The following is a 22,632-nucleotide window of genomic DNA, read 5'->3' as shown; positions in this document are numbered from 1 at the left end:
TACAGATGACTGGTCTCCGCTCTATGCTTTGCGTTGCATTACGCTGCAGGACTCATCGGCTAAAGCTTTTTACGGCCGGTAAACAGGCTGATGAGGAACAGGATAATACCAACGACGAAGACAACTTTAGCTGCCCATGCTGCTGTGCCCGCTAAACCGCCAAAACCTAACGCTGCAGCGATCAGTGCGATCACCAGAAAAATAATGCCCCAACGAAACATAAGCCTCTCCTTACCCTATTTAAAATCGAACTGCTTATTTAATCCCCGGATGGGTATCTTTTATCCATGCGGTCACCGAAGTGACCGCATGCAAGCTTAAGATTTAACCGTCAGGTCATTCTTAACGCTTTTCACGCCTTCAATGGCTTTAGCGATGCTTTCTGCACGATCTGACTGTGCCTGAGTAGCAACATGCCCTGAAAGCTGAACAACACCGTCGGTGGTCTCAACTTTTACGTTGCGCGACGGAACAATGTCGTCTGCTAATAGCTTAGCTTTAATTTCGCTGGTCGTAGCGGCATCGCCGGCATAACCTTTCACTGAAGATGATTTGCTGTCTCTGACGTGTAGTTTGTCGCTGACGGATTTAACACCTTCGATTTTCTGCACCACCGCCACAGCCTTTTCAGCCTGATCCTGTGAGGTGACGAAACCGCTTAAGGTCACGACGCCGCTATGCGTTTTTACCGAGATATCCGTGCTTTTAATGGCGTCGTCATCCACCAGTGCCGCTTTGGCTTTGGCGGTGATGCCGCTGTCATCCATATAACCATCGACTTTTTTCATAGAACTATCGATTTTCGAACCCGCGCTGTCGGCTGTCTGTGACGCTTTCTGCGACACTGATTCGTCAGCCAGTGCACTGCCGCTGATCAGTGCTGAGCCAATCATGGCGGCCATAAGGGTTTTAGCAATCTTAGTCTTGTTCATCGATATCTTCCTTCTATCAGTTAACTCACCCAAAACTGTGGGCGAAACAGAGGCACAGGTGCCGCTGCGTTACAGGACGTAAGGACAAGAGAAGTCTCTTCCGCCGTCCGATAGAATAATCATAGACGGCATTTTGCGATTTGCCTGGCTAACTGGTTGATCACACGTCAAAACAGAAAAAAAACGGGGTTTTTAGGAGGAGTCTGGAGTGGGGAAATCAGGGCCATTCCCTGCTGGAATGGCCCGGAAACAGGCGATTAGTGCTCGCGCGTTTTACGGAAGGTCACGTCGGGATAACGTTCCTGCGTAATATTAAGATTGACCATGGTTGGCGCAATATAAGTCAAATTATTGCCGCCATCGAGTGCCAGGTTAACTTCGTTTTTACGCTGGAAGTCCTCAAACTTTTTCGCGTCGCTGCATTCAACCCAGCGCGCCGTAGAGACGTTAATCGCTTCGTAGATCGCTTCGACGTTATATTCGCTTTTCAGACGTGCCACGACCACATCGAACTGCAGTACCCCGACCGCGCCAACGATAAGATCGTTGTTATGCACCGGACGGAACACCTGCACGGCACCCTCTTCCGACAGCTGAACCAGCCCTTTCAGCAGCTGTTTCTGCTTCAGCGGATCGCGCAGGCGAATACGACGGAACAGCTCTGGCGCAAAGTTCGGAATCCCGGTGAACTTCATGTTTTCACCCTGAGTAAAGGTGTCGCCAATCTGTATGGTGCCGTGGTTATGCAGACCGATGATATCGCCAGGATACGCTTCTTCAACGTGTGAACGGTCGCCCGCCATAAAGGTCAAGGCGTCGGAGATCACCACATCTTTGCCGGTGCGTACCTGACGCAGCTTCATCCCTTTTTCATATTTACCGGAGACCACACGCATAAAGGCCACGCGGTCACGGTGTTTCGGGTCCATGTTGGCCTGAATCTTAAACACGAAGCCGGTGAACTTCTCTTCTTTCGCTTCAACCGTACGGGTATCGGTCTCACGGGGCATCGGACGCGGCGCCCAGGAAACCAGGCCATCCAGCATGTGGTCAACGCCGAAGTTACCCAGCGCGGTGCCGAAGAAGACCGGCGACAGTTCGCCACTCAGGAAGGCCTCCTGCTCGAACTCGTGCGAGGCGCCCTGCACCAGCTCCAGCTCTTCACGCAGCTGTGCCGCCAGATCTTCACCGACCGCGGTGTCGAGATCCGGGTTGTTAAGCCCCTTCACGATGCGCACATCCTGAATGGTGTGGCCTTTACCGGTCTGGTAGAGATAGGTCTCATCTTTGTAGAGATGGTAAACCCCTTTGAACAGCTTGCCACAGCCGATAGGCCAGGTGATCGGTGCACAGGCGATTTTCAGCTCGCTTTCCACCTCATCCAGCAGCTCCATCGGATCGCGGATGTCACGGTCAAGTTTGTTCATAAAGGTCAGGATGGGCGTATCGCGCAGACGGGTCACTTCCATCAGCTTGCGGGTACGATCCTCGACGCCTTTGGCGGCATCGATCACCATCAGACAGCAGTCAACCGCAGTCAGCGTACGGTAGGTATCTTCCGAGAAGTCTTCGTGACCTGGGGTATCCAGCAGGTTCACCAGGCTATCGCGGTAAGGGAACTGCATCACCGAGGTGGTAATGGAGATACCACGCTGTTTCTCCATCTCCATCCAGTCCGACTTGGCGTGCTGGTTAGAGCCACGGCCTTTTACCGTACCGGCGGTCTGGATAGCCTGTCCGAACAACAACACTTTTTCGGTAATGGTGGTTTTACCGGCATCCGGGTGAGAAATGATCGCGAAGGTGCGGCGGCGTGCCACCTCTTCTAAAAAGGGATTAGACATGGAATTCTTCTCAATAGGCAGCGCAACGTACTGGCGCTGCTGATAAATCACGGTGGCCGGCAGAACCTTACCGGCGGGTAAACGGTGCCAAAACGATGTTTTATCGTTGGCGGGTCAGCGCGAAGTTACATTGGCGTGAAGTCCGGTTACCTGGTCAGCTTTAAGGCGGCATAGCATACAATATTTTGCGCGCGCGGCCTACAGGGAAGGGGGCGGGATTTCGCAGAGGGAGAATCGGAGAACAGCGGATGCGGCAACAGAATCAGGCGGGTCTGCACCCGCCCCACACTGTTATCCCAATACCCTTCTGACGCAGGCTTTGAAGATCTGCACACCAATCTCCAGCGAGCTGAGATCGAAACGCATGTCGGGATGATGCAGTCCTGGCGTCAGGTTAGTGCCCAGCCCCCAGAAGCCCGCCTTCACACCCGGACGCTTCACCGGATAGTAGAAAAAGTCCTCGCTGCCCGGCGTGGTTCGGGTCGGCAGTGCGCCCTCTTCACCCAGCACTTCAACGATGGCCGCGCGGATTACCGCCGTCGCCTCATCATCAATCTCGGCGGCGGGCATCTCTTTCAGCACGCGGACCTCGGCGGTGGCACCCAGTGCCGCCACGCTGTGAGTAATGGCACGCGTGACCTGCTCTTTCAGCTGCGTCATCGGCCCGTTTTCCTGCGAACGCAGATCCCACACCACGCGGGCTTCATCCGGCACCGAGTTGGTGACACCGGCATCACACAGGAAGCGGGTCGCCTTGACGCTCCAGGTCAGGCCGGGTGAAAGATGGAGGGCGTTGACGGCCTGAACCGCCTGCACGGCGGCATCCAGCGCGTTCACGCCAAGATGCGGTCGCGCCGCATGAGCGGGCTGACCTGTGATCGTCGCTTCCAGCGTGCTGCAGGCGGAGTAGAGCACCGCAGGCACCGCCTGACCAACCACGCACTCCTCCAGCGGACGCAGATGGAAGCCCAGAATCATCTCCACATCATCCAGTGCGCCACCTTCGATCATCGAGAGCGCACCCGCACCCAGCTCCTCGGCGGGCTGGAACAGAATCTTCAGCCGGCCACGTTTCACCGTGCCCTCCTGCAGCAGCGCCGATGCTGCCGTCAGCACCACCGACGAATGACCGTCGTGACCACAGGTGTGACGCGCGCACGGCACGCCATCAATGATGTGGCCCAGCGCATCCATATCCGCACGCAGCGCCAGCACCGGCCCCGGCACACCGCTGTCGATCTCCGCCACAATGCCGGTGGTGTTATTGATGTTGCGCGTCACCTTCAGGCCCGCTTTCTCGAGCTGATCGGCGATGTAGGCCGAAGTTTTCACCTCCTGAAAACCCAGCTCCGGAATTTCATGCAGATAGTGGTAATGCTCTAATACCTTAGACACAGCGTTACTCCTGAATAAACAGACGCATAACAGACATTGCGATCAGCGCGTTGATGATGCTCACCAGCATCAGCAGCGGCCAGTATTTTTTGGGCACATCGGCCACGCCCAGCAGCCGCCCCATATATTGCAGCTGCGATCCCATCAGGAAAATCGCCGGCGCCAGAATGGTGATATCCGCGCCGGTCAGCAGCCCTTTGGTCAGCAGGCTTACCGCGACGCCGGTGCCCGCCGACGAGGAGAGCCAGGCGGTGAGCAACACAGTAATCGCCTCGCCCGGCAGGCCAAACAGCCCCATCACCGGCGCAAACACATGCCCGAGAAACTGCATGATGCCGAGCAGATTCAGGACTTCTGCCAGCACATAGGCCATCACCACATTCGGCATCAGGTTGTGAATGGCGATATGAAAGCCTTTACGCGCACCGGTCACAAACACATCGAACGGATTACTGCTTGTCGCAATTTTATTTTCCATCGGCGAAATCCTTCTTATAAACACTGTTTAACACAGCGCGCGTTATCGCCGCACCGACAAATTTCAGCACGAACATTAATAACAGCGGAATAATGATCGGCAGCGTCATTGAGGCGAATAGCGCCGAACCGATGGCGAAGTAATTATTGATTAATCCGGCACCGGAATATTGCCAGGCACTCATCACCACCAGCTCTTTTTTGCCAATCTGTTTCTGGTCAGCCATCTCTTTGGTTAATGCCGCGCCCGCGTCGGTGCTTTGCAGGTCAGTGATTAACGCCAGACCGCAGCGACCCGGTAATCCCATCAGCGGTTTAAGCAGCGGCGTCAGTAAGCGATGTGCCGCGCGAATCGCGCCATAGTGGGTAAAGATTTCCAGCACGCCCAGCGCCAGCATTACCGTCGGCGTCAGCGACAGGGCAAACAGAAAACCCGCTTTGGCACTGAGTCCGCCTGCGCCGAGAAAGGTGTTGCTGGCGGGATCTTTCATGGTGCCGAAGCTGCCGCCCAGCGTGGTGAAGTCAAACGCCCCCAGCCATTTAAGGCCCTCGACGTTATAAAACAGCCCTGAGAAAAACAGAATGGCAAAAATTAAAGCGATATAACTGCCTTTGGTCGCCGTCATTTTTACCGGATTAACCACACTCTCATCTGACATTATTTTCTCCTGATAACATGGCCTGCCGCCCGTTCCCTGCCGTGGCAAGTTTCAATATATGGAACTCAGTTCTAAGCAGGATTTATGCCAGAGCCGCCAGGAGAAGGATTGTTAACGCCTTATTTGCCGACACAGGACGTTTAATCCACGCCATACCTCTTATCGCGCTCTGAAAATGATTATTCAGAACACAACGTTATATTTCCGGGACGGCATCAGAGGGTGGGTCTTTCGTCTGCCGCAGCGACCATTGCACCAGCAGAATAGCTATCGCCCGCACTATCATGGTGCTGATTCTCCTGACATTGTTGCCTGATGTTGCGCGATACAGAATGAGAATTGGTCGCATTCAATTTCCGAAATAATTCTATTTAAATCAATCAGATAAATTGACTTATTTTGCGGAAAAGGCTTCACTTTACTAACATGTATGATGCATAATTCACCGCATCCACCTGTTTATTTAACATCTTCTTAAAAGGACTCGGCCATGCTGACTGCTGAAATGACTGGGCGTTTAAACGACCAGCTGAACCTGGAATTTTTCTCTGCCAATCTTTATCTGCAAATGAGCGCCTGGTGCAGCGACAAAGGCTTTGAGGGTGCCGCTTCCTTCCTGAAGATGCATTCACGCGAAGAAATGCAGCACATGCAGCGTCTGTTTGACTACCTGAGCGATACCGGCGGCATGCCGGTGCTGGGCACCATCGCAGCGCCACCGGTTTCTTTCACCTCGCTGAATGAAATCCTGCAGCAGGCGCTGGAGCATGAGCAGCTGATCACCAGCAAAATCAATGAGCTGGCACACGCCGCTATGACGTCACAGGATTACTCTACCTTCAACTTCCTGCAGTGGTATGTTGCCGAGCAGCACGAAGAAGAGAAGCTGTTCAAAACCGTGCTGGATAAACTGGCGCTGGTCAGCAACAGCGGCAACGGTCTGTTCCTGGTCGATAAAGACCTGGGCCGCATGAGCACCGAGAACCACGCAGAATAATATCTTTCAGGTCGGTTCAGACTGCTGACAATTCCCTGGTACGCTTTCAGGAAGCAATGATAAAGCTTAAGTAGCAGGGAATACGGTCAGAGGAGGAAAGCGTCCCACGCCATGGACAAAAAATGCCGGGAGCGTTTTTGAACAACGCAACGCGTTGGCCCGGCCAGGGGCGCACCTCAGGGATGAGGTGCGTAATCGCGCGGGTCGAGCGTGTCATGGATGACGGCTTTTGCGTCTTTCCGATCTGACCGTATTTCCTGCTCAAGCACGATCTCACAGCGAAGCAGGTCCGATTTTGCTGTTGCCCTTAACGGCCCCCGCTTCGGGGCCGGACTTTTCTTCACTGCCTCCTCAACACCGCTATCCCAGCCGGTAACTCGCCGCTTTCTCGCCATTTACCCACAGCTCACGACGTTCACCCGCAGGCAGTAACAGCGCGATCTCCCGCCAGGCAGGTTGATAATCGCCGCGTTTTTCTACCGTCAGGTCGATTCGGCTGGCGCTGCTGCACAACGTCCAGCTCAGCCACAGCGCGTTGCCCTGCTGCCAGCCGTGACTCTCACCGTCATCGTCAAACATTTCGCCCTGAGTTGTTACGCCTTCCGGTGCCGGCCACAGCTGCCACTGCCGCACAGTATCGCGCCGCGCATCGGTGGTGGTTTCGCACTCACCCAGCGGGATCACCGCACCCGCCCGCACCAGCAGCGGCAGCCGATCCAGCGGCGCATCAAGGGTGATGGTCTCGCCGCCCGCAAACGCTTTGCCGCTGTGCCAGTCATACCAGCCGCCCTGGTTACGTGGCAGATAGACTTTCCGACTGCGCGCGCCCTGCTCCACGACGCTGGCGACCAGCAGATCGCGGCCCAGCATAAAGTCATCACACTCCTCATACGTCAGCGGATCCTGCTCATGGTCGAGGAAGGTCGGACGCAGCATTGGCTCATCTTCCACGCTCGCCTGCCATGCCAGGTTGTAGAGATAAGGCATCAGACGATAACGCAGGCGGATCGCTTCGCGGATCATCGGTGTCACGTCCGGGTACATCCACGGCTCGTTCACCGTGTGATCGTCATTCCACGAGTGGATGGTAAAGCGCGGATGCATCACGCCATTCTGAACCCAGCGCACAAACAATTCAGCGTCCGGCTTGTCGCCAGAGAAGCCGCCGACATCGTGTCCGACGTTAAACAGCCCGGAGAGACTCATTCCCAGCCCCATGCGGATGTTATAGCGCAGGGTCTGCCAGCTGGTACGGTTATCGCCGCTCCAGGTCTGCACATAGCGCTGCATCCCGGCACAGCCGGAACGGGAGATCAGATAGGGGCGTTTGTCTGGCGCAAACTGCTGCTGCGCTTCCATCGAGGCGCGCATCATCAGCAGCGGCATCACCGGCCGGATATGCTTGATGGCGATCGGCTGACCAAAACCGTGACAGCGCGCCTCACCATCCCACACTTCATATTCGTTGTTATCGTTCCAGGTGGAATCGATGCCTTTCTCCAGCAGCTGCTGCGTGACATTCTCCTGCCACCAGCGCACCGCTTGCGGATGGGTGAAATCAAGGTGCGATCCCTCATCATCCCAGAACACCGAACGCTCGGGACGATCGAACTCAGAGTCACGAATAAACAGCCCCTGCGTCGCCACTTCCTGGTAGCGCGGATGATCCTGCAGCAGACAGGGCTTGATGTTGGCCGCCAGCTTCATTCCGGCAGTGTGAAATGCGTCGCTCAGCGCGTTGGGGTTCGGGACTTTGTCGTAGTTCCAGTTGAAAACATAGCGCTTGTTATTGATCGAGGTATAACCGGAAGAGAGCTGGAACGAGTCGCAGGGGATTTCATGCTCGCGACACAGGCGGATAAAGGATTGCAGCTGCTGCTGTGCGTCGGGCGCGTCAGTGTAGTGCATGGTCGAACCGCTGTAGCCCAGGCTCCACTTCGGCTGAAACAGCGTACGCCCGGTCAGACGGACAAAAGCTTTGGTGACGTCGAGCAGCGTCGGGCCGAGCATCATATAGTAATCGAGATCGCCCGCCTCGGCACGGTAACGGCGATAAGGCAGATGGTAGTTATCCAGCTCGTTACCCAGATCGAGCCAGCTGCTGCTGAGGTTGTCATAAAACAGGCCGAAGCTGACGCCATCGCGCTGCGTCAGGGTAAACGGAATATGTTTATAGAGCGGATCGGTGCTGGCGGCGTTATAGCCCATCGCGTCGAGATTACGCATTTCGAAACGCCGGTTAACGCGGTTCAGGTCGCCGCTCTTCTCGCCCAGACCATACACCCGATCCTGCGGCTGACGACGCTGATAGTGCTCGACGCCATCGCCGTGGGCATTGAGCAGATAGGCACCGGTGTGACGATCGGCGGTCAGCGGCTGCCAGCTCTCACCATCAAACTGCTCCCAGCTCAGGCAGAGCGGCTGATGCACGGTGACCCGCAGCTGTCGGGTGCTGATGCGCAGTTGCTGCGCATCATGCTCCACCTGAAACGCGGGCAGCGTAAAGCCATCCAGCGCCTCACGGTCACGTCCCTGCCAGGGCACATCGTGCTCTGGCGCAATGCTCCAGGTGCGGTTCAGCGCCAGCTCGCCGTCGCGCTTCAGCAGCACGCGCACCAGCTTCTCTTCCAGCACGTAAAGTCGCAGGAAATGTCGAGCGTCGACCTTGAGTTCAACAAAGTGATCGGCCTGCTGATGCAGCGTCCAGTTCTTCAGGGTTTTCATCGCGATATCCTTATGGGTTAGCAGGGCGCTGGCGGCGTTCGGCGATCAGCATCACCAGGAAAACGGCACCAATCAGGTCAAAGAAGCCCATCGCCACAAACAGCGGATTAAAGCCGATGGTATCGGCGGTAACACCGATAATCAGCGAGAAGATAAAGCTGGCGATCCAGGCGCAGGAGCCGCGCATGCCGTTAACGGTGGCCATCTGCCGGCGATCAAAGCGCTCCACCACCAGCGCACTCAGCATGCAGGAGATCACCTGATGACCGAAGCCGCCGACGGAGATCAGGGCGATAGCCAGCCAGGGATCTTTCACCAGCGTCATCAGCGCCAGCGACACCATCAGCAGCGCACCGGTGACGGAACTGGCGACAATGGAATTCACGCGGGTCATACCAAACCAGCGCACATAGATTCTGGTGAGATAGCCGCTGGCGACGCTGCCGAGGTCGGCGGCCAGAAACGGCAGCCAGGCGAACATGACGATCTGCTTAAGATCCATGCCGCGCTCGTTGGCAAGATAGAGTGGCACCCAGAAGCTCAGCACCGCCCAGGCGGGTTCAGCCAGAAAGGCTGGAATGGCGATGCCGTAGAATTTCTTCTCTTTACCAATCACTTTCAGCGCGGTGAAGAACGGCAGCTTTTCACCCATCGCCTCGTTGTCCTGGTTAATAAAGGCGCGTTCATCATCGGAAAGACGGGGATGGCTCTCCGGCGAGTGATAGCCCCACCACCAGAGTCCCACCCACAGCAGGCCCAGGCCGCCGGTCAGCAGAAATGCGCCCTGCCAGCCAAAGGTAATGTGGGCAACATAGATAATCGGTGGTGCCAGCATCGCACCAATCGAAAAGCCGACACCCGCCCAGCCCGCCGCAACCGGACGCTCCTTTTTCGGAAACCAGTCACCGATCGCTTTGGCGTTAGCGGGCGTGGCCGCCGCTTCGGAAGCGCCCATGACAAAACGCAGCAGCGCCAGATGCAGCCAGCTTCCCGCACCGGCATGCAGCAGACAGGTTACCGACCAGATCAGCGCGCAGATCAGGAAGCCCATCTTCAGTCCGATTACATCGATCAGCCAGCCGCAAATCGGCTGAAACAGGGTATAGGCGAGCTGAAATGCGGCTACGACCCACGAATACTGTTCGGTGGTCATGTTCAGACTGGTTTTCAGTTCCGGTGCCAGAATGCCGAGGGAGTTACGGGTGATGTAGTTGACGGTTACACCCAGCAAAAACATTCCCAGCATCCACCAGCGCAAATTTTTAATCACGCGCACCGTGCGTGATGCACTGATGGGTTTCGTTGTTGATTCGAGGCTCATTGTGCCACTCCTGATTGCCATTGATGACGCACACCGCCTGCTGGCGTACCGCGTGTCCTTTTATCGAACTTAGAAAAGTGCGAAACGTGGGTACAGCCACTTTTTTGCAACGCTTTTCATGGCAGGCTTGATACCGACAGAAAATGGCTCTGAAACGCTTATCTGACGCGATTCAGCAGGCTATGAAAAATTTTTCATTGGCAGATTTGAAGGCGATCACAGAATGAAACAAAGGCTGAAAATCGGTGAGATTGCGGCGCTGAGCGGGGTCTCTATCAGCACGGTATCGCGGGTGCTGGCGGGGAAAGCGAACACCCGGCCCGCGACGCGGGACAAAGTGCTGGCCGTGGCGCAGCAGCAGGGCGTGCTGGATAACCTGCACAGCGGTCGCCTGCTGCTGAATAACCTGATGGTCTTTGCCCCGCCGCGCGCCTTTGACGTACGCAGCGACATTTTCTACTACAAGGTGATTCAGGGGATCAGCCAGGCGGTGGAGCCACATGAGGTGCGGCTGCGCTACTGCCCGCTGGAAGAGGTGGAGAGTAATGCCGCGCTGTTTATCGATAAGATGCAGCAGACCGAAGCCGCCCTGCTGATCGGCATTGATGATGAGCATATTCATCAGCTGGCGGCGGAGATGAACAAACCCTGCGTACTGATTAACGCCCGCGATCGCCGTATGCGCCTGCCCTCGGTCTCACCACATCATCAGCTGATTGGGGAATTCTCCGCGCGCTATCTGTTTGAGCAGGGACACCGGCAGATCCTGTCGCTGCACTGCCTGCGCCGCTACACCATGGAGCAGCGCTTACAGGGCGTACGTGACGCCTGGCACGCCATGAATCTGCGCTTTGACAGCCGCCAGCATCTGCTGACCCTGAACAGCTTCAGCAGCAATGAGGCGGCGGAACGGCTGGGGGAATATCTGCGCCACTGTCCTGACGCGCTGCGCCCGACCGCGATTCTCGCCAGCGGGGATTACATCGCCGCAGGTGCCGTCACCGCGCTGGAGCAGGCCGGGTTGCGGGTGCCGCAGGATATCTCAGTAATGAGCATGGACGGGTTTAACCTGGCCGCTATCCACGACATTCCGCTGACCTCGGTGCAGGTGCCACGTGATGAGCTGGGCGCCGCAGCAGTCAGAATGCTGCAGGAGATGCGGCTGAATCCCGGCACACCCAATGGCAGCCTGCTGCTGAATGGCAGGCTGGTGGTGCGCGAGTCGGTGCGCCGCATCCGCGATAATCTCAGCCATGCGCCGGTTCAGCAGCATGGCCTTTATGATTAACCCGGTGCTGATTAATCCAGCGTTTTCAGTCGCAATTCCGACGGCTGAGGCCGTCCGAACAGGAAGCCCTGGAACAGCGTACAGCCCTCATCGCGCAGCTTCGCGAACTGCTCATCGCTCTCCACGCCTTCAGCGGTAATCTGGATATCCAGACTGCGGCTCATGCCGGTAATCGCGCGGATAATCGCCAGCGCCTCGCGGCTGTCGCCCATATCGTTGATAAACGATTTGTCGATTTTGATTTTGTCGAACGGGAAGGATCGCAGATAGCTCAGCGACGAATAGCCGGTGCCGAAATCATCCAGCGCAATCTGTACGCCCAGCGCCTTGAGATTCTGCAGGGTACGGATATTCCCCAGTGAGTCATCCAGCAGCACCGATTCGGTGATCTCGACTTCCAGTCGCGCCGGATCGAGACCCGACTCTTTCAGCGCGCCTTCGACCACCGGCACCAGCGAGCTGTTTTTAAACTGCAGCGGTGAGAGGTTGACCGAGACCGACTGCTCCCCTTCCCAGCTCGCCGCTTCACGACAGGCTTCATAGAGCGCAAAAGCTCCCAGCATATGAATCAGGCCGGTCTCTTCTGCAATCGGGATGAAGTCGTTGGGCATGATCAGCCCGCGGATCGGATGATGCCAGCGCATCAGCGCCTCATAGCCAATAATCGTGCGATGATCGCCATTGGTGATGGGCTGATAGTAGAGCCGCAGATGCCCGCCGCTGATTGCATCGCGCAGATCGTTTTCAATCAGGCGGCGGCTGCGCGCCACATCATCCATCTCCAGCGTAAAGTGCTCATAGCGGTTGCGGCCATTACGCTTGGCTTCATACAGCGCCATATCCGCACAGCGCAGCAGCTGCTCCGGCGTATTGGTGATGGTGGTGCTGAGCGCAATGCCTACGCTGAGCCCGACCGACAGATTATGCCCCTCAACGTTAACCGGCGGACGAATCGCCTCGATCAGACGCTGCGCCACAATGCTCGCCTCCTCACTGTTCGCGACCGAGGGCAGCACGATAGCGAACTCATCGCCACCGATGCGCGCCAGCGTATCCTGATCGCGCAGCGTGTTACGCAGACGTTTAGCCACGCTGCGCAGCAGCTCATCGCCAATCTGATGGCCCAGCGCATCGTTCACATTTTTGAAGTTATCCAGATCAAGGCACAGCGCGGCGGTCTGGCGCTGCGTCTGATTCGCGGTGCGCAACGCCTCACTCAGACGCTGGCGGAACAGAATGCGGTTCGGCAGGCTGGTCAGGTTGTCGTGGTGCGCCATATGGTGAATACGGGCATCGGCGGCACGCTGGTCGGTGACATCTTCCACCAGCAGCATCAGGTAGTTGCGGCGTGCATCCTGGCCATTAATCGCGGTGGCGCGGGTATGCAGAATGCGTTCGCCGCTGGCGGTCATCAGTAACTGCTCACGCTCATGCATGCCCTCACTACGCAGTGCAACGTCCGCCAGATTGTTAAAATAGTCACTGAGTTCAGGCGACATGCATTCGTGCGGACGCTTGTTGACGATCAGTGCTTTCGACAGGCCAAACAGTTGCTGAGTACGGTCATTCACCAGCAGGATCTCGCGGGTGATCGCATCTTCAACAATCACGCAGGAGGGAATATTAGCAATGATATTGTCCAGGAATTTAGATAAGGCGGTTTTCTGCGTGCTCTGGGCTTCGGCCAGATCCCGGGCGCGCAGGATCTGCTGCTCCTGCTCACGGCCTTCCGTGCGGTCGCGGGTGATCTTGGCGAAACCGATCAGCTTACCGTCATCATCATGGATCGCGTCGATGACCACATGCGCCCAGAACGCGCTGCCATCTTTACGGTAGCGCCAGCCTTCATCCTCAAAGCGGCCGGTTTTCAGCGCGATACCGAGGTTGGCTTCCGGCGTGCGGTTCAGTCGCTCCTGAGCGCTGTAAAACAGCGAGAAGTGCTGACCCACTACTTCTTCCGCTTTATACCCTTTGGCGCGCTGGGCACCGGCATTCCAGTTGACCACCACGCCGTCGACATCGAGCATATAGATGGCGTAATCGGTAACGCCCTCTACCAGCAGGCGAAAACGCTGCTCCTGTTCCCGTTGCTCGCTGCGGACACGCTGCTGTTCGGTGCAGTCACGGGTGATTTTGGCGTAGCCCAGCAATTTACCCTGATCGTCACGGATCGTGTCGATCACCACATGGGCCCAGAACGCGCTGCCATCTTTGCGGTAGCGCCAGCCCTCATCTTCAAAACGGCCGGTACGATACGCAGTTTGCAGATTCTGGCTGGGGATATGATTGAGTCGATCCTGCGCGCTGTAGAAACGGGAAAAATGCTGGCCAACAATCTCTTCCGCCACATAGCCTTTGGCCCGCTGTGCGCCGGCGTTCCAGTTCACTACGTTTCCGTCCTGATCGAGCATGTAGATGGCGTAATCGGTGACGCCCTCCACCAGCAGGCGGAAGCGCATCTCCTGCTCCCGCTCTTTGCGCTGCTGCTCCTGCTGCCGGGTGCAGTCACGGCAGACAGCAGCAAATCCTATCAGCTGAGCGGTCTCGTCGCGGATCGGATAGATGACCACGTGTGCCCAGAAGCTGCTGCCATCTTTGCGGCAGCGCCAGCCTTCGTTTTCATAACGTCCGGTGGTGACGGCGATATCGAGTTCGCGCTGCGGCTGACCGCGACGGCGATCCTCGTCGTTGTAAAACAGGGCGGCGTGCTGTCCAATAATTTCGTCTGGCCTGTAACCAAGGACGTGCAGACCCCCGCCGTTCCAGCTGGCGACAGTTCCGTCCGGTTTAAGCATGGTGATCGCGTAGTCGATCACGCTTTGTACCAGCATGCGATACATGACATCAGAGTTATTATCCATTGTTATTTGCCTGCTGATCGGTAGCCCGGTAAAGGCTTAGGAATGTTCTTAATCGCGAGCCGAGACTAAAGCGGAAAAGGTCTGCGAAGACAAGCGTATTAAGAAGAATAACTAATCTTAACAGGGGAGTTATCGGCAGCGGCGAGCAAATGTTCAATGATGTGATGATCGGGATAAGCGCCTGAGGTCAGGCGTTAAGGCAGGTTTTACAGCGAGCCAGGTCAGAGCGCGAGACTGGCTCGCGCTTAATCATTTCGCGGCAGAAACGACGTTTACAGGTCCATCTGTTGCTGTAAATGCATCGAGGCAATCGGCTGCCAGATCTCGGTTAACGCGCCCTCTTTACCGGTGAACGGATCCTGTGTCGGCAACGGCACTTTTTTCACCTGCTCCTGCGCCATTTTCAGCTGCGCGGGTTCGTCGCGCAGCGTCTCAGGCGACATGCCGTGCGGATAGGCACCAATTACCATAAAATCTTCGCTGGCGCTGACCTGGCGATGACCGACACCCGCCGGGATGAGCACCGCATCGCCTGCGCGCAGGGTGACCATCCGGCCACTGTCGCCGCCAAACAGCACTTCCGCCCAGCCTTCCGCAACCCCGAGCATTTCATGGGTGTTGGGATGGAAGTGGGTATAGGGGAAAATCGGATAGCGCCAGGCGGGTGGCCAGCCGTTTTCGTCGAAAGTTTTCTCAAACCACGCTGCGATCTCCTCCTCTTCCGGCACCACGCGCGGCCAGATAATCAGAGGTAACGGGTTATTAGGTACGCCGCCCGACGGGATGGCGAGCATCAGATGCTGAGGATTATCAGAGGCCCCGGCCGAAAAAGTACCCGCGGCAAAGGACATCATTAATAACAGACTGGAGGATGAGGCACGCATACAGGTTCTCCGGTTTTTTTCTAAGTGTGGCAAACCCGCAGCACAATGCAATGTGCGCCGGACGACACAATTGAGATAATCGACTGATATTGCTGACTAAAGCCAAATGTGTCGTTAACAATAGGGCCAGATAGTGCCTGTACGCCTGCAGATAGCGGTTCTTACTGCGGCAAAGTGTTGCAAAATGTCAGGCGGCCCGGCACGCAGATACGGCAGCCTGATGTCCGGACACTCTTTTGATAAACTGTTATACAAAAATCGCACAGATCTGTTTCTGATATGCTTGACTGTTATTTGTTGTAATAGCTAACAGATGACAGTGAGGTAACAAATGGACGCTATTAAACAAATCCTGATTGACGAGATCGCCACGCTTAACCGCGAAGAACGTCGCGACAATTTGCCGCGCTTTAGCCTCTCGTTTCTGAAGAACCATCCCGGCCTCTGGGCAGTTATGTATCTCTGCTACGGCCTGTGCGTGGCGCTGATCTTCACCACCGAGATGCTCGGCTGGCCCGCCTTCTGGTTTGCCACCGCATTTGTGCTGGTGATGAGCGTGCTGATGCTGCTTGATATCAACCCGAAATATCGCTTTGAAGATATCGATGCGCTCGATCTGCGTGTCTGCTACAACGGTGAGTGGTATTACGTTCAGCCGGTGCGCGAACAGGCTATCTCACGCATTCTGTCGCTGCCTGAAACGCCGGAGCGGGTGAAAAGTGGTATCCAGCGTCTGCTGACGCAAAAAGGGGAAGTGGACTTTTATGATGTCTACTACCTGACCTGGGGCCACCAGGAAGCGGCACGCGTCTAATGCGCCTGCGGTTGCGCCATTAACTGACCCAGCGTTGCTATTGCCGCCTCGGCCCGGCTATCCCACGGCCAGGCGGTATTCAGTCTGAAGCAGTGACTGAACTGCTCACCTGCCGAAAACAACTGCCCCGGTGCAATACTGATCCCCTGCGCCAGCGCCTGCTGGTAGAGCCGGGTAGTATTGATGCTGTCCGGCAACGTCACCCAGAGAAAATAGCCGCCGCGCGCTTCGCTGACCGTCGCCTGCGGCGGCAGCACCTTCAGCAGCGCCTGACGCACCATCTGCTGTCGCTTCGCCAGTATCTGTCGCAGCCGCTTCAGATGGGTGTCGTAACGCCGCGTGGCAAGAAAGTCGGCCAGCGCCAGCTGCATCGGTGCGCTGGTCGAGAGCGTGCTCATCAGCTGCAGGCGCTGAATGCGCTGCGCATGCTGTCCCGCTGCCACCCAGCCGACGCGGAAACCCGCCACCAGCGACTTGGAAAACGAGCCACAGTGCAGCACGTTTCCCTGGCGATCCCAGGCCTTCGCGGGCAGCGGCGCAGCCTCACCCGCCCAGAGTTCGGCATAGACATCATCTTCAATCATCGGCACCTGATAACGCGCCAGCAGCGTCACCAGTTGCTGTTTGCGCTCCGGCGTTAACGTTACGCTCAGCGGATTCTGCAGCGTCGTCATCAGCCAGCAGGCTTTTACCGGCCAGCGTTGCAGCGCCTCCTCCAGCTGGATGAGATCGATGCCCTGCTTTGCATCGACCGGGATCGCCAGCGCCTTGAGCTTGAGCCGCTCAATCGCCTGCAGCGCGCCATAAAAACTCGGTTGCTCAATCACCACATAGTCGCCAGGCTCGGTCAGAGATTGCAGGCTGAGGTTCAGCGCCTCCAGTGCCCCGCTGGTGATGACAATTTCATCCGGCGACAGGGTGATGCCCTGACGCGCATAGCGCTGCGCCAGCAGCTGTCGCAGCGTAGCGTTGCCGGGTGGCAGATTGTGCAGCGCATCGGTTGGGGTCAGATGATGAGAGACGTTCGCCAGCGAGCGCATCAGCTGACGCTGCGGAAAGAGTGCCGGATCGGGGAACGCAGAGCCAAACGGCACGATGGCGGGATCGCGCGTGGCCTGCAGTACATCAAACACAAAGTCGTTGATATCGACCTGCTCGCTGATCGCCACACTCAGCGGTGCAGCCGCTAAGGCACGCGGTGCCACGTAGTAACCCGACTGTGGACGCGAGACGATCCAGCCCTGACTTTCCAGCAGTTCATAGGCATGCAGTACCGTCATCAGGCTGACCCCCTGCTGCGCGACCTGCTGACGCAGCGACGGTAATCGGGTGCCCGGCAGCCAGATGCCGGCCTCTATCTGCTGCTGAATCTCATCCATCAAGCGCTGGTATTTCGCCACGGGTCGCCTCTCCTTGTTTACCGCGAGTCGTCTGACCGCGAGACTTTACCACGCACGGCGACCAATGACAGGCGGCGCGCATCGCTTATCGTCTCCGATTACGCTGATTCGGCGCTGCTCAGGCGCGTCAGATCACCGCCACCTGTGGCGTCAGGGGCTGATCGGCCTCAGTCATCGGGCTCACATTTGCCATCGCCGCTTCCGTTTCTGGCACCACAAAATTAGCCAGATCCGGCACCCGCTCAGGAGGAACCGGCTTGCCCAGCAGATAGCCCTGCAGCGTATTGCAGCCCAGGCTGGTCAGAAAGGCCTGCTGCTCAGCGGTTTCAACGCCTTCAGCCACCACTTTCAGCTGCAGCGACTGCGCCAGCGCCACAATCGCCGACACGATGGTGGCATCTTCTTTCTGATGCTGCAGCTCATTCACAAAGGCCCGGTCGATCTTAAGCTCGCTGGCCGGCAGCCGTTTCAGATAGAGCAGGCTGGAGTAGCCGGTACCAAAGTCATCAATCGAGGCTTTTACGCCGAGCTGGGTCAGCTCGGTGAGAATACGCACGCTCTCATCGGGATCGCGCATCGCAGTGGTCTCCGTCACTTCCAGCGTCAGCAGTTCGGCCGGAATCTGATGTTTTGCCAGCGCATCCACCACCGTCTCTACCAGATTCGATTGTTCAAACTGCAGCGCCGACAGGTTCACCGCCACCGACCAGTCCGGATGGCCCTGCAGATGCCACTGCCGCAGCTGACGACAGGCTTCATGGATCACCCAGTTGCCGATGCTGACAATCATGCCGGTTTTTTCCGCCATCGGCAGGAATTTATCGGGTGACAGCAGGCCACGCTTCGGATGCTGCCAGCGCAGCAACGCCTCAAAACCGAGGATCGGGCCGCGCGGCGCACAATATTTTGGCTGATAGAACAGGCGCAGTTCGTGGTTCTCCAGCGCATGCCAGAGATCGTTATTCAGCTGAAGCTGGCTCTGCGCCTGAATGTTCATTGAGGGCTGGAAGAAGGTGTAGCCGTTGCGGCCATTATTTTTGGTGTGGTACATCGCCGCATCGGCGTTGAACATCAGTTCCCGCTCATCCACGCCATCACCGGGATAGACGGCGATACCCAGACTCAGTGAGACCACCAGTTCATAGCGTGAGATATCAAACGGGCGATCCACCGCTTTAACCAGTTTATCGGCGATGGCAGCTGCATCATTGGGATCGTCTATCTCAACCAGCAGCACAAACTCATCACCACCGAGCCGCGCCAGGGTGTAGTAGCCGGTCATCTGCTGACTCATCCGCTCGGTCACACCGACCAGCAGACTGTCGCCAATGTGATGTCCGAAGGCGTCGTTAACCGCCTTAAACCCATCGAGATCCATAAACATCAGGGCAAACTGCGTCTGCTCACGGTTCGCTTTGTTGATCGCCTGCTCCAGTCGATCCTCCAGCAGGATACGGTTCGGCAGCCGGGTCAGGTTATCGTGCAGCGCCAGCTGAGCCAGCTCGCGATTCGCTTCAGCCAGCGAACTGGCGAGAATCGAGGTACGCGCCTGCATCCGCGCATCCAGCATCGAGACCAGCAGGGTAATGCCCAGAATCGAAATGGTGACCACCGTGACCAGAATCGCCAGCCAGTTGCTGTTAACGCCCTGCCCGACCGAATGACTGTGGGTGGGAAACTCTGCTGCCATCATGCCGGTATAGTGCATGCCTGCAATCGCACAGCCCATCACCACCGAAGCGCCAATGCGCAGCAGTGTGACCCGGCCGGTCTGACCCTCACGCAGGTTAAACGCCAGCCACAGCGCCGCGCCCGAAGCGGCCAGAGCAATCGCCACCGACAGCGCTACCCAGCCCCATTGCCAGACGATACCGGGCGAGAACATCAGCGCCGCCATGCCGGTGTAGTGCATCGCCGCGACACCACTGCCGAGGATCAGCGCGCCGCCCGCCAGGCGCGGCAAAGGCAGATCGCCACTGCTGCAGACCAGCCACAGTGCAAATATCGACGCGCAGACGGCAATGGCGGCGGAGAGGGCGGTAAGTCCGGCGTTGTAGCTCATGACCATCTCCATGCTCATCGACAGCATGCCGATAAAGTGCATCGCCCAGATGCCAATACCCATGGAGAAACCGCCGCCGAACAGCCAGACCAGCGCCACTTTGCCGGTAGAATGTACCACCCGTCCCGCCATATCTAAGGCGGTAAACGAAGCCAGCATCGCGACAAGAACTGAGACGATGACGATAAAAGAGTCGTATGAGGTTGCTAACATAGTGCATTCCCGCGAAAGCCGTGCTGGTGGTTGGGCAGAGGTTTTTTTAAATTTGTATGAGTTATCGGCATAGCCCGGCGGTTAATGAGCCGCGAACCCTGCATCCTTTCCACTCATTCTGAGTGATGAAATCTATCGTCAGCTTCAGCCAGAAACCGACGACACCGGCTGCCGCAGTGCGGGAAAACTGAACGCGTCAACCCGATCCGGAGGCGTTGGCTTGCCCAGCAGATATCCCTGCAATGCATCAAAGCCTAAGCTGGTGAGCAGATGCTGCTGCTCTTCCGTCTCAACGCCTTCCGCTACCATGCGCAGGTTGAGACTCTGCGCCAGCGTCAGCATGGCGCTGACCACGGTCGCATCTTCGCTGCCAGGTCGCAGGCAGTTGATAAAGCTGCGATCAATTTTAAGTTCACTGGCATCCAGATGCTTAAGATGCAACAGGTTGGCATAGCCGATACCGAAGTTATCAATGGCGACGCTGACGCCTGCCTGCTGCAACTCCCGAATCCGCTGCTGGCTGAAAACAGGGTCGCGCATGGCAATCGTTTCGGTGATCTCCAGCATCAGCGCGCTCCCTGACAGCTGGTAACGCGCCAGCGTCCCGGTCAGCGTGCTGAGGAGATCACGCTGGTGAAACTGCAATGCCGAGAGATTCACCGAGACCGTCCAGTCGCTGTGTCCCTGGCTGTGCCAGATCCTTAACTGACGGCACGCCTCCTCAATCACCCAGTTGCCCAGCGCCACAATCTGACCGGTTTTTTCGGCGCGCGGCAAAAACAGCTCAGGCGTCAGCAGACCACGCTGCGGATGCTGCCAGCGCAGCAGCGCTTCAAATCCCATTAATCGTGTGCCGCCGGAACGGAATTTGGGCTGATAGAATAGCCGCATCTGCTGGCGATCGATCGCTTCCCACAGATCGTTGGCCAGCTCCAGCTGATGCTGCGTTGCCGCGCTCATGGCGGGCTCAAACAGGCACCAGCCGTTTCGCCCACTGTGTTTGGTGTGGTACATCGCCGCGTCGGCATTAAACAACAGCTCCTGCCGGCTGCGGCCATGCAGTGGAAAGATCGCAATACCGGCACTGAGTGAAACGTGCAGTACATAGCGGTCAAGTTCAAACGGCGAACCGATTACTTTCACCAGTTTTTGCGCCAGCTGCCGGGCCGGGCTGATATCACACTCCGCCATCAGCACAAACTCATCCCCGCCCAGCCGCACCAGCAGCATGGTGTTACTGAGCTGACTGCGTAGCCGTTCCGCCACTGCCACCAGTAGCCGGTCACCGACGTGATGTCCCCAGGTGTCATTGACCGCCTTGAAGCCGTCCAGATCCATATAGATCACGGCAAAGCGATCTTCATTCAGCGTCGCCTGTTTGATGGCGAGATCAAGCTGCTGCTCCAGCATCACCCGGTTGGGCAGCGCCGTCAGGTTGTCATGCATCGCCAGCTGACGCAGCTCCTGGTTAGCGCGATTGAGCCGGGTTGCCAGCCGCGCGGCGCGCACCTGAGCGTCCAGCATCGAACTCAGCAGGGTGATCCCCAGAATACTCAGCGTAATCAGCGAGACCCATACCGCCAGTCCCGGATTACTGACGCCGTGCGGTAGCATTGTGCTGTCGTGGCTGAACGCCGCCGCCGCCATGCCCACATAGTGCATGCCTGCAATCGCGATCCCCATCACTATTGAGGCCAGCCCACGCATCAGCAGCAGATGATGGTCACCCTGCCGCAGATGAAACGCCAGCCACAGCGCCACGCCCGAGGCGACGAACGCAATCAGCACCGAGAGCGCCACCAGCAGCGTATTCCACTCAGGTTGCGGATCAATCAGCAGGGCCGACATACCAAAATAGTGCATCACCACCACGCCCGCGCCCAGGATCAGCGTGCCGCGCAGCAGCCGCTGACGGGTGAGATGCAGGCCGCCAACCGTCTGGCCGAAGGCGAATATTGACGCCAGGATCGCCACCAGCAGCGAGAGGATCGTCAGCCGCGTGTCATAGCGCATCGTCATCGGCATCATCATTGCCAGCATCCCGATAAAATGCATGGCCCAGATGCCAATCCCCATTGCCGTGCCGCCCACCAGCAGCCAGAACCGCGCGCTCCAGCCATGGGAGACCGCCACCCGTCCGGCAGTGTCCAGCGCTGTAAAAGAGGCAATAAACGCCACGAGCAGCGAAACGCAGATCAGCACGCTATCCCAGGTGACAAGCAACATGTACAACTCCTCACCACCCGCAGAAAAGCAGGTGCTGTGTAAAGTCAGAAAAGTAATTTTAAAAACACCCAATGGGTGAAAGTTAATTAACTTCAGTATTTACTGGCCCTGAAGACCGGGCAAAACAGGCCCATAAACGCAGGGCCATTTGTGACCTGCATCTTATTAACCGCCTGCTGTCTCTGGCGGTAAATCGTTATTATGTCTGATTGGTACAGGAACATATCACCGAAGCAGAAAGCATACCAGAGGCCGAAAAAACAAGGGATTTTGTTTTGCCGTCTCGCTTTTACGCCTTGCTGTAACTGGGTTATCGGCCAGAAAGACCATTTGATTAACGAAAAATAAACAGCCGCACTTCGCGTAACGCTTTAACTGATCTATAGTAAATAAAACTGATATAAATCATCATTCTTAAGTCTGAGATTTTTCTTAGGACTACGGCGCTGCCGGACTTGTTATTTTTATTTCCTTACTTTGGGTTGAATCGTTAATAAACACCGGGTGAAAAAGCACTGACTCTCGATAATCCGTA

At 56.9% G+C, this 22,632-nt stretch carries 16 protein-coding genes; 3 read left to right on the top strand and 13 right to left on the bottom strand.

Features of this window, described 5'->3' with window-relative positions; genetic code table 11:
• Positions 1–59: 59 nt before the first annotated feature.
• From IBT54_RS16590 to IBT54_RS16565, 6 genes are all read right to left on the bottom strand, one after another.
• Complete coding sequence (locus tag IBT54_RS16590; protein ID WP_003848537.1) at positions 60–221, bottom strand: DUF1328 domain-containing protein; 162 nt, start codon at positions 219–221, stop codon at positions 60–62.
• 96 nt (positions 222–317) lie between these two features.
• On the bottom strand, positions 318–932 hold the full coding sequence (gene osmY / locus IBT54_RS16585; protein ID WP_013359017.1) for a molecular chaperone OsmY: 615 nt from the start codon (positions 930–932) through the stop codon (positions 318–320).
• A 257-nt stretch (positions 933–1,189) separates the two neighbouring features.
• Complete coding sequence (gene prfC, locus IBT54_RS16580; protein WP_033784671.1) at positions 1,190–2,776, bottom strand: peptide chain release factor 3; 1,587 nt, start codon at positions 2,774–2,776, stop codon at positions 1,190–1,192.
• Positions 2,777–3,067: 291 nt separating this feature from the next.
• The gene (locus tag IBT54_RS16575; protein WP_201252488.1) at positions 3,068–4,171 is read right to left on the bottom strand and encodes a M20 peptidase aminoacylase family protein; all 1,104 of its coding nucleotides are present in this window, start codon (positions 4,169–4,171) and stop codon (positions 3,068–3,070) included.
• 4 nt (positions 4,172–4,175) lie between these two features.
• On the bottom strand, positions 4,176–4,649 hold the full coding sequence (locus tag IBT54_RS16570; RefSeq protein ID WP_003848518.1) for a YjiG family protein: 474 nt from the start codon (positions 4,647–4,649) through the stop codon (positions 4,176–4,178).
• Complete coding sequence (locus tag IBT54_RS16565; protein WP_033733869.1) at positions 4,639–5,307, bottom strand: nucleoside recognition domain-containing protein; 669 nt, start codon at positions 5,305–5,307, stop codon at positions 4,639–4,641. The genes IBT54_RS16570 and IBT54_RS16565 overlap by 11 nt, the downstream gene beginning before the upstream one ends.
• A gap of 490 nt (positions 5,308–5,797) precedes the next feature.
• On the opposite strand from IBT54_RS16565, the gene ftnA reads away from it, so the two are divergent.
• Positions 5,798–6,304: a non-heme ferritin gene (ftnA, locus tag IBT54_RS16560; RefSeq protein WP_010248984.1), complete on the top strand. Its 507-nt coding sequence runs from the start codon at positions 5,798–5,800 to the stop codon at positions 6,302–6,304.
• A gap of 360 nt (positions 6,305–6,664) precedes the next feature.
• Here ftnA and IBT54_RS16555 read toward each other — a convergent pair whose 3' ends face one another.
• A complete protein-coding gene (locus IBT54_RS16555; protein ID WP_033784041.1) occupies positions 6,665–9,028 on the bottom strand; it encodes a TIM-barrel domain-containing protein in 2,364 nt (787 codons plus the stop codon).
• A gap of 10 nt (positions 9,029–9,038) precedes the next feature.
• Complete coding sequence (locus tag IBT54_RS16550; protein ID WP_013359022.1) at positions 9,039–10,349, bottom strand: MFS transporter; 1,311 nt, start codon at positions 10,347–10,349, stop codon at positions 9,039–9,041.
• A gap of 223 nt (positions 10,350–10,572) precedes the next feature.
• Between IBT54_RS16550 and IBT54_RS16545 the strand changes: the two genes are divergently transcribed.
• Complete coding sequence (locus IBT54_RS16545; RefSeq protein WP_201252487.1) at positions 10,573–11,637, top strand: LacI family DNA-binding transcriptional regulator; 1,065 nt, start codon at positions 10,573–10,575, stop codon at positions 11,635–11,637.
• Positions 11,638–11,648: 11 nt separating this feature from the next.
• On the opposite strand, the gene IBT54_RS16540 is transcribed toward IBT54_RS16545, so the two are convergent.
• Both IBT54_RS16540 and IBT54_RS16535 read right to left on the bottom strand, forming a co-directional pair.
• Positions 11,649–14,498: a bifunctional diguanylate cyclase/phosphodiesterase gene (locus IBT54_RS16540; RefSeq protein WP_033784043.1), complete on the bottom strand. Its 2,850-nt coding sequence runs from the start codon at positions 14,496–14,498 to the stop codon at positions 11,649–11,651.
• 272 nt (positions 14,499–14,770) lie between these two features.
• Positions 14,771–15,382, bottom strand: a complete 612-nt coding sequence (locus IBT54_RS16535; protein ID WP_201252486.1) for a cupin domain-containing protein — start codon at positions 15,380–15,382, stop codon at positions 14,771–14,773.
• A 331-nt stretch (positions 15,383–15,713) separates the two neighbouring features.
• Here IBT54_RS16535 and IBT54_RS16530 point away from each other — a divergent pair, with 331 nt between their 5' ends.
• Complete coding sequence (locus IBT54_RS16530; RefSeq protein WP_013359026.1) at positions 15,714–16,196, top strand: YlaC family protein; 483 nt, start codon at positions 15,714–15,716, stop codon at positions 16,194–16,196.
• On the opposite strand, the gene IBT54_RS16525 is transcribed toward IBT54_RS16530, so the two are convergent.
• The 3 genes from IBT54_RS16525 to IBT54_RS16515 all read right to left on the bottom strand — a co-directional run bounded on the left by IBT54_RS16525 (position 16,193) and on the right by IBT54_RS16515 (position 22,097).
• Positions 16,193–17,596: a PLP-dependent aminotransferase family protein gene (locus IBT54_RS16525; RefSeq protein WP_110330884.1), complete on the bottom strand. Its 1,404-nt coding sequence runs from the start codon at positions 17,594–17,596 to the stop codon at positions 16,193–16,195. The genes IBT54_RS16530 and IBT54_RS16525 overlap by 4 nt on opposite strands.
• A gap of 127 nt (positions 17,597–17,723) precedes the next feature.
• Positions 17,724–19,871 carry a bifunctional diguanylate cyclase/phosphodiesterase gene (locus IBT54_RS16520; protein WP_201252485.1) on the bottom strand — a complete coding sequence of 716 codons (2,148 nt, stop codon included), beginning with the start codon at positions 19,869–19,871 and terminating at the stop codon, positions 17,724–17,726.
• A 144-nt stretch (positions 19,872–20,015) separates the two neighbouring features.
• Entirely contained in the window at positions 20,016–22,097 is a 2,082-nt protein-coding gene (locus IBT54_RS16515; RefSeq protein ID WP_147789799.1) for a bifunctional diguanylate cyclase/phosphodiesterase, read from the bottom strand.
• Positions 22,098–22,632: the final 535 nt, after the last annotated feature.

The organism is Pantoea sp. S62 (genome assembly GCF_016658625.1).
Classification (GTDB): Bacteria; Pseudomonadota; Gammaproteobacteria; order Enterobacterales; family Enterobacteriaceae; genus Pantoea; species Pantoea vagans.
This window is presented reverse-complemented; position numbering and strand designations above follow the sequence as displayed.

Coding starts and splice junctions, on each gene's coding strand:
- IBT54_RS16520 (WP_201252485.1), bottom strand. CDS start 19,871: ATGTTAGCAACCTCATACGACTCTTTTATCGTCATCGTCTCAGTTCTT.
- IBT54_RS16535 (WP_201252486.1), bottom strand. CDS start 15,382: ATGCGTGCCTCATCCTCCAGTCTGTTATTAATGATGTCCTTTGCCGCG.
- IBT54_RS16570 (WP_003848518.1), bottom strand. CDS start 4,649: ATGGAAAATAAAATTGCGACAAGCAGTAATCCGTTCGATGTGTTTGTG.
- ftnA (WP_010248984.1), top strand. CDS start 5,798: ATGCTGACTGCTGAAATGACTGGGCGTTTAAACGACCAGCTGAACCTG.
- IBT54_RS16515 (WP_147789799.1), bottom strand. CDS start 22,097: ATGTTGCTTGTCACCTGGGATAGCGTGCTGATCTGCGTTTCGCTGCTC.
- IBT54_RS16530 (WP_013359026.1), top strand. CDS start 15,714: ATGGACGCTATTAAACAAATCCTGATTGACGAGATCGCCACGCTTAAC.
- IBT54_RS16565 (WP_033733869.1), bottom strand. CDS start 5,307: ATGTCAGATGAGAGTGTGGTTAATCCGGTAAAAATGACGGCGACCAAA.
- IBT54_RS16555 (WP_033784041.1), bottom strand. CDS start 9,028: ATGAAAACCCTGAAGAACTGGACGCTGCATCAGCAGGCCGATCACTTT.
- osmY (WP_013359017.1), bottom strand. CDS start 932: ATGAACAAGACTAAGATTGCTAAAACCCTTATGGCCGCCATGATTGGC.
- IBT54_RS16540 (WP_033784043.1), bottom strand. CDS start 14,498: ATGGATAATAACTCTGATGTCATGTATCGCATGCTGGTACAAAGCGTG.
- IBT54_RS16545 (WP_201252487.1), top strand. CDS start 10,573: ATGAAACAAAGGCTGAAAATCGGTGAGATTGCGGCGCTGAGCGGGGTC.
- IBT54_RS16590 (WP_003848537.1), bottom strand. CDS start 221: ATGTTTCGTTGGGGCATTATTTTTCTGGTGATCGCACTGATCGCTGCA.
- IBT54_RS16550 (WP_013359022.1), bottom strand. CDS start 10,349: ATGAGCCTCGAATCAACAACGAAACCCATCAGTGCATCACGCACGGTG.
- prfC (WP_033784671.1), bottom strand. CDS start 2,776: ATGTCTAATCCCTTTTTAGAAGAGGTGGCACGCCGCCGCACCTTCGCG.